Annotated in this window: 15 protein-coding genes; 4 read left to right on the top strand and 11 right to left on the bottom strand. The window is 58.4% G+C overall.

Annotated features, from left to right (window positions below; translation table 11 throughout):
- Positions 1-191: 191 nt before the first annotated feature.
- Entirely contained in the window at positions 192-746 is a 555-nt protein-coding gene (gene phaR, locus AC2FIS_RS22425) for a polyhydroxyalkanoate synthesis repressor PhaR (protein WP_058274099.1), read from the top strand.
- 11 nt (positions 747-757) lie between these two features.
- A complete protein-coding gene (locus tag AC2FIS_RS22420; protein WP_496775515.1) occupies positions 758-1516 on the top strand; it encodes a trypsin-like serine peptidase in 759 nt (252 codons plus the stop codon).
- A gap of 6 nt (positions 1517-1522) precedes the next feature.
- Here the strand turns inward: AC2FIS_RS22420 and AC2FIS_RS22415 are convergent, their stop codons facing one another.
- A complete protein-coding gene (locus AC2FIS_RS22415; protein ID WP_496775514.1) occupies positions 1523-2737 on the bottom strand; it encodes a DegT/DnrJ/EryC1/StrS family aminotransferase in 1215 nt (404 codons plus the stop codon).
- Between the two features lie 238 nt (positions 2738-2975).
- On the opposite strand from AC2FIS_RS22415, the gene AC2FIS_RS22410 reads away from it, so the two are divergent.
- Positions 2976-3932 carry a formylglycine-generating enzyme family protein gene (locus tag AC2FIS_RS22410; RefSeq protein WP_496775513.1) on the top strand — a complete coding sequence of 319 codons (957 nt, stop codon included), beginning with the start codon at positions 2976-2978 and terminating at the stop codon, positions 3930-3932.
- Between the two features lie 2 nt (positions 3933-3934).
- On the opposite strand, the gene AC2FIS_RS22405 is transcribed toward AC2FIS_RS22410, so the two are convergent.
- From AC2FIS_RS22405 to AC2FIS_RS22380, 6 genes are all read right to left on the bottom strand, one after another.
- A complete protein-coding gene (locus AC2FIS_RS22405) occupies positions 3935-5239 on the bottom strand; it encodes an NAD(P)/FAD-dependent oxidoreductase (RefSeq protein WP_496775512.1) in 1305 nt (434 codons plus the stop codon).
- An 8-nt stretch (positions 5240-5247) separates the two neighbouring features.
- Positions 5248-6606, bottom strand: coding sequence for a glutamine synthetase family protein (locus AC2FIS_RS22400; protein ID WP_496775511.1), 1359 nt, complete (start codon positions 6604-6606; stop codon positions 5248-5250).
- Complete coding sequence (locus tag AC2FIS_RS22395) at positions 6606-7286, bottom strand: type 1 glutamine amidotransferase (protein WP_496775510.1); 681 nt, start codon at positions 7284-7286, stop codon at positions 6606-6608. The genes AC2FIS_RS22400 and AC2FIS_RS22395 overlap by 1 nt, the downstream gene beginning before the upstream one ends.
- 59 nt (positions 7287-7345) lie before the next feature.
- A complete protein-coding gene (locus AC2FIS_RS22390) occupies positions 7346-8665 on the bottom strand; it encodes a glutamine synthetase family protein (protein WP_496775509.1) in 1320 nt (439 codons plus the stop codon).
- Between the two features lie 130 nt (positions 8666-8795).
- Complete coding sequence (locus tag AC2FIS_RS22385) at positions 8796-10982, bottom strand: xanthine dehydrogenase family protein molybdopterin-binding subunit (RefSeq protein WP_496775508.1); 2187 nt, start codon at positions 10980-10982, stop codon at positions 8796-8798.
- Between the two features lie 3 nt (positions 10983-10985).
- Positions 10986-11450: a (2Fe-2S)-binding protein gene (locus AC2FIS_RS22380; protein ID WP_282154201.1), complete on the bottom strand. Its 465-nt coding sequence runs from the start codon at positions 11448-11450 to the stop codon at positions 10986-10988.
- Positions 11451-11588: 138 nt separating this feature from the next.
- On the opposite strand from AC2FIS_RS22380, the gene AC2FIS_RS22375 reads away from it, so the two are divergent.
- A complete protein-coding gene (locus AC2FIS_RS22375; protein WP_496775507.1) occupies positions 11589-12191 on the top strand; it encodes a TetR/AcrR family transcriptional regulator in 603 nt (200 codons plus the stop codon).
- Between the two features lie 53 nt (positions 12192-12244).
- On the opposite strand, the gene AC2FIS_RS22370 is transcribed toward AC2FIS_RS22375, so the two are convergent.
- Genes AC2FIS_RS22370 through AC2FIS_RS22355 form a run of 4 tightly spaced genes read right to left on the bottom strand, consistent with a single transcriptional unit; the run spans position 12245 to position 16040 of the window.
- Positions 12245-13033, bottom strand: a complete 789-nt coding sequence (locus AC2FIS_RS22370; protein WP_496775506.1) for a heme ABC transporter ATP-binding protein — start codon at positions 13031-13033, stop codon at positions 12245-12247.
- Between the two features lie 3 nt (positions 13034-13036).
- On the bottom strand, positions 13037-14113 hold the full coding sequence (locus tag AC2FIS_RS22365) for a FecCD family ABC transporter permease (RefSeq protein ID WP_496775505.1): 1077 nt from the start codon (positions 14111-14113) through the stop codon (positions 13037-13039).
- Positions 14110-14985 carry a heme/hemin ABC transporter substrate-binding protein gene (locus tag AC2FIS_RS22360; protein ID WP_496775504.1) on the bottom strand — a complete coding sequence of 292 codons (876 nt, stop codon included), beginning with the start codon at positions 14983-14985 and terminating at the stop codon, positions 14110-14112. Before AC2FIS_RS22360 ends, AC2FIS_RS22365 begins: the two co-directional genes overlap by 4 nt.
- A complete protein-coding gene (locus AC2FIS_RS22355; RefSeq protein ID WP_496775503.1) occupies positions 14985-16040 on the bottom strand; it encodes a hemin-degrading factor in 1056 nt (351 codons plus the stop codon). Before AC2FIS_RS22355 ends, AC2FIS_RS22360 begins: the two co-directional genes overlap by 1 nt.
- Positions 16041-16267 lie beyond the last annotated feature (227 nt).

The raw sequence follows: 16267 nt of genomic DNA, 5'->3' as shown, positions 1-16267 counted from the left end.
AAAAAGCCACCAACGACGTGACCGCAGCTGCCAAGAAAGCAACTGCTGCCAAGTAAGCAAACGCCGCGAGGCGCACCTACTCCTCCCAATCGGTGCTATCGCGCAGGGCAGGTCGAAAGACCTGCCCTTTCTTTTTGTGCTGCGCTCGCATAGTCTTTGCTGCAATGCATCATCCTTGGGGAGGGTAAACGGTGTCGGAACAAGAAAAACCACTGTTGATCAAACGTTACGCCAGCCGTCGGCTGTATAACACCGAGACCAGTGACTACGTCACGCTTGAAGACATCGCGTCGTTTATTCGGGACGGGCGCGAAGTACAGATCATAGACCTGAAGTCAGGTGATGATCTGACGCGGCAATATCTGCTGCAAATCATTGCTGAACACGAAAGCCGCGGCGAAAATGTGCTGCCGGTCAATGTGCTGAACGATCTTGTGCGCAGCTACATGCTGCCGGGTGGAGGTGTGATGCCGCAATTCCTGCAAAGCTCATTCGAGATGCTGCGGGAAAACCAGAGCAAGATGATGGAAAACATGAGCGCGATGAATCCGATGTCTCAGATGCCGGGATTCGATGCAATGCAGGCGCAGCAGCAAGCGTTCCTGAAAGCCATGACAGGAGGACTGTCCGGCGGATGGTCCGGTCCGGACAAAGACGATGACGCCAAATCCGAGCCCAAGGAAGATTTGGACGACATCAAAAAACAGTTGGCGGAACTGCAGCAAAAGCTGTCCAAGCTTAACTGACGCGGCCAAAGATGCGCTGGTTGATCCTGAGTATCACGTTACTTTGGATGCAACCCGCGCTGGCGCAAGGCGTTTTCTCGGACCAGTGGACCCAAGTTTGTACATTGGGGACACGGGCCGAAGCCGGATGTGACGCGATTCGTGCACGCGAAATTCTTGCGGCTGATCAGCCCCCGTGGCGCGCGATTGGACGTGTTAATTTTGCCAGCCGGGATCAAAAGTCTCACTGCACCGGTGTTCTTGTTTCGGACAATCTTGTCCTGACCGCCGCGCATTGCCTGTACAACACACCGCGTCAGCGGTGGATTCCACCCTCAAGCATCCGTTTTGCCGCCGGTTATCAGCGCGGAGAAGCCGCTGCGGTTTCAGGCGTGAAAGGGTATCGGCTCCATCCCGAACAGGGCGTTGAAGGCCGGTTTGATGACAGGGCAGACTTGGATTGGGCGGTTCTCGAACTCAGCGCGCCGATTGGGCAGCAGGTCGGCTATCTGCCCCTAGCGGATGATGGCGCCACTAGCACGTTTGTTGCGGGGTATCCCGGTATCCGGCCTCATGTGCTGAGCAAAACAAAAACCTGTCAGCCGCACCGCCATTCAAGCGGGGTTTTGCTGGCGACATGTCCGGTCATGATGGGGGATTCCGGTGCGCCTTTGTTGGTCGAGATGGACACTGGTTTGCAGGTCGTCGGAATCCTATCCCGCGTGGCTGCGACCCCCAAGGGGATCACAGCACTGTTTCTGCCGGTCGATCTTTTTGACCTTGGACCTTAGTCGTCGTCAGGTTCCGTACACCGGAACCGGTCCCGTAACCTCGCCCACAGACGCCAGCAGGATATCCGAAATCACGTCCAGCTCTTCGCGCGTCAGGCGCACCGGCAGTCGGACGTCGCAGGCTTTCATAAGCATTGCGCGGGTTTGCGGTAGCTCGAACTTTTCCGGCAGGAATTGCCAGTTCCAGAATGCGCGTGCGTTGTCCTTGCTCAGGCCAAAGACCTGAACTTTGACGCCACGCGCCTCAGTCGCCGCAGCGAAGGCGCGGATATCGTTGTCGTCCATGTCCACTAGGTTGAACTGTATGGAATCCGGTGCCCGGCGTTCAGGCTCCAGAGGGGCAGGGACGTCGATATGGGGCGATGTATTCAGCCGGTCTGCAACATAGTCGTGGTTGGACAGGCCATCACGCACACGACGCGCAAGTTCCGGGATTTGTGGCCGGATCACCGCAGCGCTCAGATTGCTCATCCGCAAGTTATAGAGCGGCAATTGGTTCTGCCAGCGGGCGAACGCCTGCTCCAACTCGGGCGAGTTGTCGCCTTGCGGCCCTTTGTGTTTCTTCCAGTTATGTTCATACGCGCCCGACATGATCACGGCTTGCGCCACCAGATCGGCGTCGTCGGTGATCAGAATACCGCCTTCGCCCGCGTTAATCATCTTGTAGGACTGGAACGAGAAACAGCCGATCTTGCCTATCGTGCCGATATTGCGCCCGTGCCAGGTTGTGCCTAGCGAGTGCGCCGCGTCCTCGATCACAGGGATGTCGCGTGTGTCACACAGCGCCATGATGGCATCCATGTCCGAGGTGTGGCCACGCATATGGCTGATGATCACGGCCTGAACGCCGTCCAGTTTGGCTTCGAAATCCGCCATGTCGATGCGATAATTCTCACCCACTTCGCACAGGACCGGGATGCAGTCCGCATGAACGACCGAGGACGGAACGGCGGCGAAGGTGAAACCGGGGATCAATACCCGCGCATCCCGCGGCAGGCCGAGCGCTTTGAGGGACAGGAACAGAGCGGCCGAGCAGGAGGATACCGCCAGGGCAAATTTACTGCCCAGCAATTTGGCAAATTCGGCCTCAAGCAAGGCAACCGGCGCGTCCTGCGGCGCGGTATAGCGAAACAGATCGCCTGACTGCATCAGGGCGTCGATGGCTTCTTTTGCTGCTGGGGGGATGGGTTCGGCGGCATGAACGTTTGGCGGAAGCGTCATATTTGATTTTCCCAAATTCTATCTTTGGGAAAGATAAAGCTATTTTTTCAGCAATCCAACCCTTCAATCGCCCATGGGGCGAAATTTCACCGATCTCTCAAATTCGGATGCTCTGAGGGATTACGGTGCTTCGACCGGCCAGCTTTTGGTCTTGCAGCCGACGCGAAAGTAAGGTGCGATTAGTTCAACTCTGCTTTTGTTATTCACGGGTTGGACCACAGATTTGATATTCAGACTTTTGACATGGCTGTTGGCGATATCCTCGTTCGCAACAGTCGCACACGCCCAATATGTTCTCTCGGATGGAACCGAAGTCGCGCCGCTCGAGATGTTTCAGGAATGCGATGTTTGCCCTGAGATGATCGTGCTGCCTTTGGGCGAGTTTCTGATGGGTGGGCCTCCGGGAGAGTCAAAGCAGAACGTCAAGTTTGATGAAGCTGGCAACTGGATACCCGTCACGCCCGACAACCCTTATATCGCCTTTCATGAGGGGCCGGTGCACAAGGTTACGGTTGATCTGCCTGTTGCCATGGGCCGCAATGAGATAACCCATGACCAATGGATGACCTGTGTGCACGATGGCGGCTGCGGCGGGTACGAGCCGCAGGACTTTATTCGCCTCCCCAAATCCAAGCGCGCAAAGGTCAGGGGCAACCATCCCGTTATCACGGTCTCTTATCTGGATGCGATTGCCTATATCGATTGGCTAAACAGCAAGGTTGGGATGGACGTCTACCGCCTGCCGACTGAGGCAGAGTGGGAATGCGCCGCCCGCGCCGGAACGCAGACACCCTTTGCGCAGGGCGAAGAAGTCACCACGGATCAGGTGAATTTTCTGGGCAGCGCGACCGAAATCATGCTGGGCGAAGAGCGGCCTGACCTTGTTTCGCGCGGCACGCCTGTACCTGTAGACCAACTGGACGCCGCTAATGCGTGGGGACTGCGCCACATGTCGGGCAATGTGATCGAACGCACGATGTCCTGCTGGACCGACACCTATGCGGGGTGGGAAACATCCAGCCGCTATCTGGAAATGGCTCTCGAAACGCCGTGCGCGAAAACAGTGAGCCGGGGTGGAGCGTATGCGGCAGCAATGAACACTTCTCGTGTTGCCAATCGTGGGAGAGCCTTGCGGGATACCCGATCGACTTTGGCGGGGTTCCGCGTTTTGAGAGAGTTCAAGCAAGCGCCTTAGCGTCACACCCCCAACCGGTCCCGCAACGCAAACCATGTCATCGCAAGCACTAGCAGCGGGCTACGCAGCGCGGGCCCTCCGGGAAAGGGCAGGGCGGGGACGCGGGCCATTGTGTTAAACCCTTCGGCTTGCCCCTGGATGGCCAGCGCCATCAGTTGACCCGCATGCGTGGCCGTGCCGACCCCGTGCCCGGAATAACCCGACGCGGACAGGATATTGGGCGCGATCCGCGCCAGGTACGGCATTCGGCGCATGGTGATAGCCAGAGTGCCGCCCCAAGCGTAGTCGATCTTTACATCGCTTAAGTGCGGGAAAATCTCGGTCATGGGTTTGCGCACCGTTGCCGCAATATCGCCGGGAAAGCGATAACCATAGCTTTCGCCGCCGCCAAACAGCAGGCGACCATCGGCGCTGAGGCGAAAGTAATTCACCACGAACTTGGTGTCGGCCACGGCGACGTCTTTTGTCAGGACGCGGGCGGCATCCACGCCCAAAGGCTCGGTCGCGGCGATGAAGTTGTTGATGGGCATGACCTTGGTGGCCACCTTGCGGTTCAGATCGCCGAGATATCCGTTGCAGGCCAGTATAACGTGGTCTGCCGTCACCTTGCCCTGCGCGGATTTCACAACGGCTGGTGTGGTTTCTTCGACGCTAAGAACCTCGGTGCTTTCATAGATGCGTACGCCTGCTTTGACCGCCGCTTGGGCCAGACCCAACGCAAAATTCAGCGGGTGCAGATGCGCCGCGCCCATATCCAGATAGCCGCCCCGATAAGAGGGCGAAGGACACAATACCTGACCTGCGCCTTCGTCCAGAACGTCCATTTGGTCATAGCCATAGCGGTCGGACAGATGCGCCGCGTGATCATGAAGCTCTTGCTGCTCACCTTGGCTGAGTCCCAGAACGGCCACACCGGGTTTCAGATCACAGTCGATCTGGTGTTTCGTGATCAGGGATTTGACCAAATCCTTTGCGTCCTCGGCCAGATCCCACAGCTTGGCGGCGTCATCATCGCCGACCAGCCGCTCGAGGTCTTCCTGATCCATACGCTGCGCACTGCCCAGCTGACCGCCATTGCGGCCTGATGCCCCAAAGCCAACGCGGTGAGCCTCAAGCAGGACAACGTCGAACCCTGCTTCGGCCAGATGCAACGCGGCGGACAGGCCGGTATACCCGCCGCCCACGATGCAAACATCAGCCTTCACATCGCCGGTCAGCGCAGGGAAGCGGTCCACCGAATTGGCCGTCGCAGCGTACCAACTGGCCGGGTATTCGGCCTTGCGGTCATTGGAATAAAGCAGGTTCATCGGGTGCCTCAGACATTCATCAGCAGATGTTCGCGCTCCCACGGAGAGATGACCTGCAGGAACTCTTCGTACTCGGCCCGTTTGACGATGCCATAGACGCGGGCGAACTCAGGGCCCAGAACTTCGTGCAAGGCAGTGGCCTCATCAAACAGGTCCAAAGCGTTGCCCATCACCTGCGGGATGTCACCTTCGCCCTCATATGCGTCACCATAGAATTGGCGGCGCGGGCGTTCTTGCCGGGTCAGGCCCAGATAACCACAGGCCAGAGACAGCGCGATGCCCAGATAGGGGTTGCAGTCCATCCCTGCGATCCGGTTTTCCACGCGGCGTGCCTCGGGGCCGGACAGGGGCACACGAATACCCGTTGTGCGATTGTCACGCGCCCATTCCAGATTGATCGGCGCGGCGTGGTCTTTCACGTAACGGCGGTAGGAGTTCACGTAAGGCGCCATCACGGCCAGACCTGCAGGCAAGTGGTTCTGCAAACCGGCGATAAAGTTGTAGAATGCGTCCGTTTCACCACCCTGAGGACCCGAAAAGATGTTCTGGCCTGTTTCCATGTCGATAATCGAGTGGTGGATGTGCATGGCCGAGCCTGGCTCATCCTCGATCGGTTTTGCCATGAACGTGGCAAAGCAGTTGTGGCGCAGCGCGGCCTCGCGGATCAGACGTTTGAAGTAGAACACTTCGTCGGCCAGTTTGACCGGGTCGCCATGGCGCAGGTTGATTTCTAGCTGACCCGCGCCACCTTCCTGCGTGATGCCGTCAATTTCGAACCCTTGATGCTCGGCGAAATCATAGATGTCGTCGATCACAGGCCCGAACTCGTCCACCGCGGTCATCGAATAGGCCTGCCGCGCGGCTGCCGGACGACCCGAACGGCCCATCATCGGTTTGATGCCCTGTGCCGGGTCGACATTGGGGGCGACCAGAAAGAACTCCATTTCCGGTGCTACGACCGGTTTCCATCCCTTGTCGTGATACAGTTGCACGACGCGTTTCAGAACATTTCGCGGGCTGAAAGGGATCGGCTTGTCGTCCCGGTCATAGGCGTCGTGAATAACCTGCAATGTCCAGTCACCCGTCCACGGCGCGGCAGATACGGTTGAAAAATCAGGTTTCAGGATCATGTCCCGTTCGATGAACCCGTCCTCACCCGCTGCTTCGCCCCAATCGCCTGTGATGGTTTGATAAAAGATGCTGTCGGGCAGGTGGAAATAAGTCTGCCGCGCGAATTTGCTGGCAGGTACGGCCTTGCCGCGTGCGATGCCCGGCAGGTCCGAGATGATGCATTCGACCTCATCCAACCGGTGGCCGGAGATATAGGTTGTTGCTGCTTCTGGCAGCTGGTCTGTCCAGTCGGCCATCAGGCCCTCTCTTTCTTCAGAAATTCTGCCATGTGCCGTCCGATGGTCGCGTTGTCGTCGGGGCCGGGCAGGCGGTTGGCGGCCGCTTCCATCAACGGGTCGGGAACAACACCCTTGCCGCGCGTTTCCATCAGGCCCTGGATAAAGGCATCGCCATATTCCGGGTGGGCCTGCACGGTCCAGATGTTGTCGCCATAACTGACCATCGCATTGTGGCAAAATTCGTTGGTGCCTGTCACACGTGCACCTTCGGGCAGCTCAACCACTTGATCCTGATGCCAGGCATTCAGGGTGACGGATTGGCCTTCCAAGTCATATTCGGTGCGCCCCACGGCCCAGCCACCGGTAAACTTTTCGACTTTGCCACCAAGCGCCTGCGCGATGATCTGGTGGCCAAAGCACACACCGATCAGCGGGCGACCGCTGCGTTGAATGGCGCGGATTAGATCTTCGAGCGGTGGTATCCACGCATGATCCTCATACGCGCCATGGCGCGAGCCGGTGATGATCCAGCCATCAGCCTGAAACGCGTCCTTGGGAAATTGGCCGTCTACAACGGCGAAGGTTTCGTAGGTAAAGCCGTTGCCGTCCAGCAGCGCGGCAAACATCGCGTCATATTCGCTGAATTTTTCCTGCAGTTCATCAGGTGGATGGCCGGTTAGTAGGATGCCGATTTTCATGGGTCACCAAATTTGATCAAATTTATTCTAGCCCAGCGGATGCGGGCGGGCAAGAGGGCTCATACGGCTTCGACATAACTCAGCCAATGGTTTTCGGATGGGCGTTCGGCGAACCGCCTGATTTCCTGTCGCTTGGTCATGGCGAAATAGCGGATCAGGTCGGCCGGAAAGATGCGCGCGACATTGGGGTCTGTTTCAAAGGCTGTAATGGCTTGGGTCCAGTCGGCAGCCAATTGCGGCAGCCCGTCGACCTCATAGGCATTTCCCGAAATCGGGGCAGGCGGTTCCGACTGATCTTCGATACCGTTCATGGCGCCCCCCAGAACAGCGGCCAACATCAGATAGGGGTTGATGTCCCCACCGGCGACGCGGTGTTCGATCCGCCGCGCGACCGGCGCGCCACCGGGAATACGCACAGCCGCAGTGCGGTTTTCATAGGCCCAACACGCACCGGTCGGGGCGTGCGCGCCCGGGACCAGGCGCGTGTATGAATTCCCGTGCGGTGCAAAGACAAGCGTACATCCGGGCATCGCCGTTAGGCATCCCGCCACCGCCCAGCGAAGAAAATCGGTGCCTTCGGGTCCACCGTTGTCAAACACGTTGCGGCCCTGTTGATCCACGACCGAGAAATGGACATGCATCCCGTTGCCAGCGTCATCGGCGTAGGGTTTCGCCATGAAGGTTGCGGTGAACCCGTGTTTACGGGCAAGGCCACGCGCCAAGGCCTTGAAAAGCCATGTATCATCGGCACAGCGCATGGCGTTTTGGTGATTCAGGTTGATTTCGAACTGGCCAATACCGCTTTCCGAGATGGCGGTTTGCGCGGGAACTCCCATCGCAGCGCACCCGTCATAAAGGTCTGTGAAGAACGCATCGAAGGCATCCATTTCTGCCATCGACAGGACTGCCTCGTCCTCCAGTCGTCGCTGGGTCACAGGATTGACCGGCGGCTGCGGCTGCGCACCCGAGGCGTCTAGCAAGGTGAACTCCAGCTCTGTCGCCGCAATGACCGACCAGCCGCGTTGTGCATAGCGATCAAGAACAGACGCAAGTGCATGCCTTGGGTCGCCAGCAAACGGGTTTCCTTCGTCGTCATGCAGGCACATGGGGACAAGTGCGGTTTCTGTTGCCAGCCAAGGCACAGGCACCGGGCCGCGATCAGTCGGAAGCAGGACGCCATCTGCGTCGCCGGATTCGAATACCAGCGGGCTGCCGTCGATATCCGCGCCCCACAGGTCGACATTCAACGCTGAAAACGGCATGCGCAGCGTGCCTTTGTCCAGCTTGTCGGCGTAAGAGGGCGGCACACGCTTGCCTCGCATCTGACCATTCAGGTCACATGCGGCAACGCGAAAACTGTGCAGGGCGCTCAGATCCATCACTGACTCCATTACTCTGGCTACCCGAGGTGTAATAGAGGAGTGACCTGTTGTCACGAAATTTGATCAAATTTTCTTTGACTGAGAAAAACCCCGCGCTCGTCCAGTGGGACAGGCGCGGGGTTGACCGTTAGACGAAGCTGACGCCGTTTTCCACCATCGGCAGAGTGGTGACTTTCACGCCGGAAAGCGCCCGGATCGCATTGGCCAGCGCGGGGGCCGAAGGCGGTGTGCCGGGTTCTCCAACACCAGTGGGGGCTTCGGCGGAAGGCACGATATGAACGTCAATCTCGGCAATATCGCCGATGCGCAGCGGTTCATAATCAGGGAAGTTGTACTGGTCCACCGCGCCTTGGGTCAGCGTGATCTGATCACGCATGACGTGGCCGATACCATATCCGATACCGCCTTCCATCTGCGCGCGCACCACGTCGGGGTTCACGGCAATCCCGCAATCCACGGCGCATGTGACCTTCTCGATCTTGATGCCGTTTTCCGGATCACCGGACACCTCAACAACCTGTGCGGCATAAGACCCAAAGGACTTATGCACCGCGATACCTTGTGCGCGACCCGCAGGAGCATTACCCCAACCGGCCTTCTCAACAGCCAGCTTCAGAACTTCTGCCTTGCGTTGCTGATCCGCATTATTGGTGTCCGCCAGATGGGACAGACGGAATTCTACCGGGTCACGACCCGCAGCCTCGGCCACGGTATCCATCATTGTCTCCATGACATACCCGGTGTGCGTGTGCCCCACCGAGCGCCACCAAAGAACCGTTGTTGCCTTGGGGGTGTCGGTTAAACCCAAGGCCATTCCGGGGATGTCATACGGGCTGTCGGCGATGCCTTCGACAGAGCTGTGGTCGACCCCGTCATGTACCGCGACAGCCTCAAACGGTGTGCCCTTGATCACCGACTGACCGGCGACCTGATGCTGCCAGCCGACGATTTTGCCATCGGCGTCCAGGCCAACGCGAACCCTGTGGCCGAAGGCGGGGCGGTAGTAACCGCTGCGGATATCATCTTCGCGGGTCCACACCAGTTTGACCGGGCGCGAGCGGTCGGTGACCACAAAGGCCAGCGCAGCTTCAACCTGATAATCCGCATCTGGCGTCGCCCGCCGGCCAAAGGATCCGCCGGCCAGCATTGTTTTGATGTGAATCTTTTCTGGCGGCAGTTGGAAGATCTGCTGATAGGCCATATGCGGGCCGGTCGGCATCTGGGCACCATCGTGCAGGACAATGTCACCTTCGGCAGTTTGCTCGATGGTGCAGTTCAACGGTTCCATCGGGGCATGTGCCAAAAGCGGGAAATAGAAGGTCTTTTCAACGACCGTGTCCGCGCCATCAATGGCCGCCGACACCGCTGCGACATCCGCTTTGTTCACGTTATACGTGGCTTCGGCGTCCAGAGCGGCCATGATTTCGGCCTTGATCTGGTCCGAGTCGCGGGTCTCAGATCCGGACATGTCCCAGTCTACCTCAAGCGCGTCGCGCGCCAGAATGGCGGCCCAGGTGTTTTCGGCATAGACAGCGACACCTGCCTGATTGGGCAGGATGGCGGCACTGATATAGCCTTTGACCTCTTTTGACGCGCTGTCGTCAAAGCCGCTTGCGATGCCACCCTTCGATTCGGGCCGTTTGATCATGGCGACCATCTGGTTCGGCAGATGGACGTCCATCGCGTACATTGCCTGACCGTTGCCCTTGATGGCCGAATCCTTGCGGCGCACCGTCTCGTTGCCGATCAGACGGAACTCTGACGGGTCTTTCAGGCGCGGCTCGGCCGGGGCCTCCAGTTGAGAGGCCGCGGCCACGAATTCAGCGATTGGGGCCGATTTGTCGCCTGCCTTGACGATACCTTCCTCAATGGTGATGTCGGATGCGTCCACGCCCCAGCTTTGCGCGGCGGCATTGATCAGCATCTCACGCGCTGCCGCACCTGCCTGGCGATACTGCATCCACGAGTTCGCCATAGCGGTCGATCCGCCAGTGCCCTGAAAAGGGCCGAACAACAGGTTGTTATAGACCTGCGGGTTGGACGGCGCGAATTCGTACTCGATCTGGTCCATTGTCAGGCCGATTTCCTCGGCGATCAGCGTCGGAAGACCGGTTGCTGGCCCTTGGCCCTTTTCAAAATGCTTGACGATGGCCGTTACGGTTCCATCGGCGTCGATTTTGACGAATGGGTTGAAAAGATTGGTGTCAGAAGAGGCAGCCGCCAGCGCCCCATCAGGGCGCGCGCCAACCAGAAGAACGGCACCGGCAGCAGCCGCACCTTTCAGAAATCCACGGCGGGAGGTGTTGATGGTCATGGATCAGGCCTCCAAAATTTCAGATGCGCGCTGGATGCCGGCGCGAATGCGTTGATAGGTGGCGCAACGGCAGGCGTTGCCATGCATGTAATCGTCAATCTCTTCGACGCTGGGTTTGGGGTTTTCGGACAATAGTCCAACCGCCGACATCACCTGACCCGACTGGCAATAGCCGCACTGGACCACGTCCAGTTCGATCCAAGCTTGTTGAATGGCCGCACCGATTTTGTCGTCTCCAACCGCCTCGATTGTGGTGATCTCAGCATCTTCGACATCTTCGATGTAAGTCTGGCACGAGCGCACAGGCTCGCCGTTCAGATGCACGGTGCACGCGCCACAGGATGCGACGCCGCAGCCGAATTTTGTTCCGGTCAGCTTAAGTTCATCCCGAATCACCCACAGCAGGGGCGTGCCGGGTTCGGCGTCGACCGTGTGGGTCTCGCCGTTCAGTTTCAAAGTCAATGCCATGAGGGGGCTCTCCGTGTTGGCTGGTACCTAAGGTGGTAAACTGGCGCGTTTACACTAGGTGAGAAATCCAGACATGTAAACTCGAGAGTTTACGTAGAATTTGACCTTAATCTGTCAATAGGTCTATAGCTTTTAGACATGAACGAATGCACAGCGCCGAATGCGTCCAAACAAGCCCAAATCATCGAAGCGGCCGTGGCTGAATTCCAGGAAAAGGGGTTCGCCGCCGCCAGCATGGACCGCATTTCAGCGCAGGCCGAGGTGTCCAAGCGCACGCTCTACAAGTACTTTGAAAGCAAGGAAAACCTGTTTCGATCCATCGTGTTAGAACTGTCCAACCGGTTCGCAGCCGTGCGGGATATCCGCTATGAAAAAGGGCGTGATATTCGTCAGCAGCTGACCAATCTGGCCTGGGCCGAGGGGCGCATTCTGATGCTGCCCGAAGTGATGGCGATGGCGCGGATGGTGATCAGCGAAACCTTGCGCAACCCCGATCTGGCTGCGGCTGCTCAGGGCAAACTCGACAAAACAGCGATCTTTATTGAGATGCTGAAGGATGCAGCCGATGACGGGCAGTTGCGGATCGAGAATCCCGAACAGGCAGGGCAGGAATTCATCGGCCTGATCAAGTCCAGAGCTTTCTGGCCGATGGTTTTCTCGGGCAATGTTCTGACCGAAGCCGAAATGACCGCGACCATAGACAGCAGCGTCGAGATGATACTGAGCCGTTACGGCGTCTAGTTTCGGTGCGTGGTTAGGGCAGGCGGGATTACTGCTCGCCCCAAGTGGGTCCTTTATGCCGTTAAAGTCTGTCGCATGGCCTGCGGCAGGATGAAAGGAACCTGAGCTTTAGGCAGGGTGCTAATCGGCAGGTCGATACCATAGACCTGCTGCATGGTCTGGTCGTTCAGAATCGCAGTTGGTGTGCCTGAGCCCCAAACAGATCCTTCCGACATGACATACACATAATCGGCAAACAACGCCGTCAGGTTCAGGTCGTGCATCACCACAACAACACCGCCGCCTTGTGCGGCGAAGTTTCTTGCGACGCCTAGCACAGTGAACTGATGCGCGATGTCCAGGTTTGCAACGGGTTCGTCCAGCAACAGCCATCTGGGCTGATCGTGGTATGTCGCGTCCCAGACTTGGGTCAGAACGCGGGCAAGCTGAACGCGTTGCTGCTCACCCCCCGAAAGGTTCTTGTAAGACCGGTGCTCAAACCCAGCGAGGTCGACATGAGCCAGCGCACGGGAAGGCAGGCTGTCATCCGCTGCAGCCAGCCCGTTTGCAAGGCCCAGTCGGACAATCTCGAGCACAGTGAAGGGAAAGGCAACGGTTGACGATTGCGGCAGCACCCCGCGCATTGCAGCCAATTGCCAAGGCTTCAACTCGGAAATGCTGTGCCCGTTCAGAGAAATCTCTCCGGAAGATTCAAGTTCGCCTGATAAGGCTTTGAGTAACGTAGATTTTCCCGAGCCATTCGGGCCGATGATGGCTGTGACTTTTCCGGTTTCTGCGTCAAAGTCCACGCCGTGGAGAATCTCCTTACGGCCGAGTTTGACGTGTATGTTTTCGCCCTTCATCACTTACATTCCCATTGTTCCGTGACGCCGCAGCAGAATCCACAGGAAGACCGGTGCGCCTAAGATTGCAGTTACAATGCCAATCGGCAGTTCGGCCGGTGCCACGATCAGGCGACTGATCATGTCGGCACACAGCAGTAAGCTAGCCCCTAACAGGGCCGAGTTCATCAACAGGCGGTGGTGGTCCGGTCCGGTCGCCAACCGCAGCAGATGCGGCACAACGATACCGATAAAGCCAATGCCTCCGGAGACTGCGACGGCGGCTCCGGTCGCGCCGGCCACGGCCAGAATGGCGATGTTTTTGCTGCGCTGAACCGGGATTCCCATGTGGTGCGCCACGGCTTCGCCCATCGCCATGCCGTTCAGCGCACGGGCAAGGAACTGGGCCGTGAACACGGAAATCAAGATGATCGGAGCGGCCGTGGCTGCTTTGGTCCATGTTGCGCCGGCCAGCGAGCCCATGCCCCAGAACGTCAGGTCGCGCAGCTGTTGGTCATCGGCCATGTAGACCAGAACCCCGGACACAGCGCCCGACAGCGCACCCAACGCGATCCCTGCCAACAGCATGGTTGCAACCGATGTCTGCCCGCCTCGTGTTGAAACGCGATAGAGCAGCAAGACGGACGTCCACCCGCCCAGAAATGCCACCACGGCGACCAAGCTATTACCGACCCAGGCCAGAATGGAGGCGGGCAGGTACGCACCGAGGATGATCGCGGAAATCGCGCCCAGACCGGCACCTGCGCTGACACCCACAATTCCGGGGTCAGCCAAAGGGTTGCGAAACAGGCCCTGCATCACCACGCCGGAAACTGCCAAAGCGGCGCCGACGAGAACTCCCATCGCCAGCCGGGGCAGTCGGATATCCCACAGGACGATCCGGTCGAGGTCCGAAATGTCCCGCCCTGCAATCAGGTCTGCGAATGCCGCGCGAACGGATGCGTCCGACGCGCCGACCGAGATGCTGCAGATGCTGGTGATGACCAACAACGCCATAAGAGCCAGAGTGACCCGACGCGCCGTCACTCGGCGGTCGTGAGCAGCCACGCTGAGCCCATCGTGATCCATTGCAAGGGTCATGAGCCGTTTTTTCTCTGCAATTCCGCCGACAGATCAGCAATCGCCTCGGCTGTTCGGGGGCCAAAGCCCAGCAGATAGGCCCCCTGCATGCGGATCAGACGTTTTTTCTGTCCAGCGGGCGTCAGCTTGATGGCTGGCATGGCAAACAGGTCTTCATTGGCGGTGGTGTGGTTGCCTTGTCGATCCATCATCAGGATCACGTCCGGCGCGGTTGTGGCAATCGCTTCGGGTGTCATGAGTTTAAAGCCCGACACGTTCCCGGCCGCGTTTACGCCGCCAGCCAGACGAATGATACTGTCTGCCTGTGTGTCCGCGCCGCCAACCATGATGCGATTATCCTGAGCCGACAGGACAAACAGAACCCGGGGTGTGCCGCCCACCGAAGCATCAACTGCATTCGAATGAGCCCCGTCAATCTTGGCACCGGTCTGAATGGCAAGTTTTTCGGCGGCATCTTCGACACCCAGGGCGGCCCCGACAGCCCGGATTTTTTCCACCACGCCGTCGCGTGAATAGTCTTCACTGATCGAAACGAACGGCACGCCAGCCTCTTTCAGAACCTCTACCGCTTCGGGCGGACCGGATCCTTCCAGCGCCACGATCAGATCGGGTTTCACCGACAAGACCCCTTCGGGGGAGAGCGCACGTATATAGCCGACATCGGGCAGGTCCAGCACATCAACCGGGTAGGTCGAGGTCCGGTCCCGCCCAACAAGGCGGTCCTGCTGACCTAGGGCATAGACGATCTCTGTCACGGAACTGCCGATGGCGATGATGCGGTTGGGTTCTGGCTCATCTGCTGCGAAGGCCGCTGTTCCGGTCACCGCGCCGGCTAGCGCGACGACCGATAAAAACCTGCAAAGGGGACTCATCACGCCACCTCGGTTTCTTTTTTGGATTGCAGGCCTGCCACCAGTTGGTCCCAGACCGGGCGGTGATCGTTTTCGCCTGAACGGCGACCAAATATCTGCAGAATAAGACCACCTTCGGCATCGAACGCCTCAACTGAAACGGCGGGACCGCGTTGGGTGGGTTTGGTCACGGCCCAAACCTCGGCAATATGATCCGAGCGCAGGTGCAAATTGAACCGCGGATCAAGCACGTTGAACCACGGACCCATCTGTTTAAGCGTCTCAACCGACCCACCGTGAATTTCGATGCACCCACGGTTGCCGACGAAGACCATGATCTCAAGCCCTTGGTCCCGGACCTGTTCGAACATCTGGGAAACCGTTGCTGGTTCAAGCGCGCGAACCAGCGGTTCACCGGCGACGCGGTAGGCGCCCAATCGGTTCATCTTCAGCTTTGAGGTCAGACGCAGGAACTGGTGTGTATCCGTCATCTTGGCCCATTCCGATCGCAGAAGTTCGACCTTGTCGGTGTTCACCTTGGCGGCCTCGGTTAGCTTTCGCGGCTCGACACTCAGCGTCTGGGACTGGTCCGCTGCCTGCAATTTGCTGACAAGTTCGTCCCAGTGGTTCAGGTCAGAGCCATCGCGCAGAAAGATCTTGTGCACTGCATCCCCGGCGGCATCAAAAACCTGAAGGGATCGCTTTGTCCCTTTGTCCGTTTCACGTTCGATGGCAAAGGCGTGGACCCATTGGCTGGGGAACATGCGCAGGTCAATCTCTTCGGTCAGAACCATCGAAGCATGCGCACCAGAGTGGTAGTTGTCGTATTGCCCTACCTTCTCGATGACGCAGGAGGGGTTGCGCGTCAACGCCATGACCTCACCCAGCCCGTTGAGCATGGGGAAGATGTCATCAAGGCTTGCCGAAAGCCGCGTTACGTCGATACCCGCAAACGCCGCAACGAGCTGACCTTCGGTTAGTCCAAGTGATTCCGCCAAATCGCGGTCACGTTTTCCGGTGTTTTCAACATAGGCTGCACGAATTTGATCCGGGGCCAGAAGCACCTGTTCCGTCATGGGTTTTTCCATCTTCGATTGTCATGGGTGTCGGGCTGGCACGGTCACCGGTGAACGCGATGAACTGCTGGCGGCGGTCGAAAGGACGACCAGGAATTTATGTTGACTGTTTTAGTCAACTTTATTAACGAGCACAAGTCGCCAAAAAAGGCGATTCCAAAAATCATAAAAGACTGACCAAGCCAGCGCGGAGCAAGCATTTCCGGTCCTCTTAAAATTTCGAAGGG

Source organism: Ruegeria sp. CDSB113 (assembly GCF_059611045.1).
This window is presented reverse-complemented; position numbering and strand designations above follow the sequence as displayed.